The organism is Mesorhizobium sp. M4A.F.Ca.ET.020.02.1.1 (assembly GCF_004022645.1).
In the GTDB taxonomy this organism is placed as follows: domain Bacteria; phylum Pseudomonadota; class Alphaproteobacteria; order Rhizobiales; family Rhizobiaceae; genus Mesorhizobium.
The window spans coordinates 1-726 of the sequence record NZ_RZOI01001293.1 but is presented as its reverse complement, the minus strand read 5'-3'; the positions used below and the strand labels follow the sequence as shown (position 1 = coordinate 726).

At 64.6% G+C, this 726-nt stretch carries 1 protein-coding gene; it reads right to left on the bottom strand.

The window, feature by feature from the left end; genetic code table 11:
• Positions 1-210: 210 nt before the first annotated feature.
• Positions 211-582 carry a hypothetical protein gene (locus EN742_RS36730; RefSeq protein ID WP_128333977.1) on the bottom strand — a complete coding sequence of 124 codons (372 nt, stop codon included), beginning with the start codon at positions 580-582 and terminating at the stop codon, positions 211-213.
• Positions 583-726: the final 144 nt, after the last annotated feature.

Here is a 726-nt window from a genome sequence, read left to right as displayed (position 1 = left end):
GGCTAGGGCGAGGGTGGGAAGGGCGTCAAGTTGGCTGGAACGCCAAGTCTCCCCCCTTGAGGGGGAGATGGCCGCGAAGCGGCCAGAGGGGGTCGTTGCGCGTGAAGCGCCGACCTTGGCTCTCGCAGGAAGGGGCGCTTGCGTTTTACGCGAAGCGACCCCCTCTGTCGCCTTCGGCGACATCTCCCCCACGAGGGGGGAGATTATCGCTCACTCCACCAGGTTGATTTCCTCGGTCTCGCCGCCGCTGCAGGTGTAGCAGCAGTCTTCGCATTTTTCCTTGTTGCCGGGGCCGACGCCCCAATAGGTGCCCTCGTCGCCGTCGACCCATGCGCCGTAGCAGATCGATTCGCCCTCATCGCAGGAGATCGGCAGTTCCTTGGTCTCGCCGTCGTCGAGGTAGAAATCCTTGCCATTGCCCGGCCAGACATAGTCGCGGTCCTGGCTGTAGAGCTCGAGCCGCATGGCATTTGGATGGCCGTTCCTGATCTCGAAAGTGACGTCGCCGGCATGAGCGGCCGGCGCGGCCAGCGTGGCGATGAAGAACGCCGCAGCGATGCGGCGGGCGGGGAAGAAAGTCATGGCAGTCCCCCGAAAAGAATCGGCCCCCATGGCCGATGGCGGGATGATGGCATGGCGCGAGCCAATGCCAAGGGGCGGTGGCGAAATAACGGGCGGAATTTTGGGATTGGCGAAAGCGGCGGTGCCGGCCGATCTCCCCCCTTG

Bases quoted from the DNA above. Each gene is read 5' to 3' on its own strand.
- EN742_RS36730 (WP_128333977.1), bottom strand. From the start codon at position 582: ATGACTTTCTTCCCCGCCCGCCGCATCGCTGCGGCGTTCTTCATCGCC.